This window comes from Streptomyces sp. NPDC029014 (assembly GCF_055564695.1).
In genome coordinates this window covers 1-1,212 of sequence record NZ_JBVHVT010000241.1, presented here as the reverse complement: position 1 = coordinate 1,212, position 1,212 = coordinate 1, and the positions used below count along the sequence as shown (strand labels likewise).

Here is a 1,212-nt window from a genome sequence, read left to right as displayed (position 1 = left end):
CGCAAACTCATTAAGCTCGTAATACTCCCCAGATTTCGTAAGAATAAGGCGCTCAAGAAGAAAATTGCACATCTTCTCCGCATCAGAGACCTCAATCTTTGCCAATCTACTGATCGAATACAATTCAATTCGCTCATCATAAAGAGATATGATGCACATCACATCATCAACCGGATACCCAGACTCCGACAAATAGCGCAGTGCCGCATCGAATGTATTTTTATACATGAAATTCGCGACCATCTCGGAGTTCTTTGAACGCATACTCTCCAAGGATTGCGTTAACTGGGCAAACGTAATTACATTGTTGTGAAGACCATTCAAAGCCTGCACGATAATGAGAGCATTGCCCTTTGATGTCTCAAGAAGGGACTCAGCCATTGCTCGAGTCAGAGAAACATTAAATCCCTCCGATTCAACTATATTCTCAACAAAAGAAATCCCCACATCATCCTTCTTGAACTCCCGGATATGAATCTTTTCCTCACACTGCTCCTCATTCCTCGAAGTTATTATAAATTGAACATTCCGAGGAAGAGATTTAACGAAGGCAAATATTTTTTCTGCTCATCCGAATTGATATTTTCAATATTATCAATCGCAATAATTCCGCGTTGATATTTTTCAGCTATCTGATGCACAGAATCAAGTTTCAGACGCTTGCAAATTGCACTCGCCAGATCATCGAATGTTGAAAACTCCGGCCGAGCCGAATCAATATAAAATTCACCAGTCGAATTTGACGACCGCAGATATTCGTCCTTGCTGGAGAAAAACAGAAGATATTCAACATCCGAATACTTTCCATCTTTCTTATCTCGAAGCAGTCGATACAAAAATTCGGTAGTAATAGCAGTCTTCCCAACCCCACCATAGCCATACAAAAGCACCGACCCAGCAAGTCGTTGACGAATATCACTTCCCAAAAGCGAGGAATACAATTCACCGATTTCACTATCTCGACAAAGAAGATCGGTATGAGTTGATGTGGCAGATTCGAGATTGTGCAGCACATCAGCACCGTCCGTTACCTCTTTGTACTCTCGAATTGCTTCACGAAGACGTTCTTTCGTAGCATACCAAAAGAATTTTCCGTCAAGAGCGATAGTCACATTTTCCACAAAATTTGCAACTTTTGCGGCGTCAGGTATTGTAGTTGGCTTAGATGCTGGATGCGATAGATTATTTCTTATCTTATGAAACAGCGCACAA

General features: G+C 41.3%; 2 protein-coding genes. Both read right to left on the bottom strand.

Features of this window, described 5'->3' with window-relative positions:
• Window positions 1–447: hypothetical protein (locus tag ACZ4VL_RS40815; RefSeq protein WP_468211115.1), on the bottom strand; the 447-nt coding region annotated here is incomplete at its 3' end.
• 65 nt (window positions 448–512) lie between these two features.
• Window positions 513–1,212 (bottom strand): AAA family ATPase (locus ACZ4VL_RS40810; protein ID WP_381886751.1); only part of this gene is annotated, 700 nt, incomplete at its 5' end.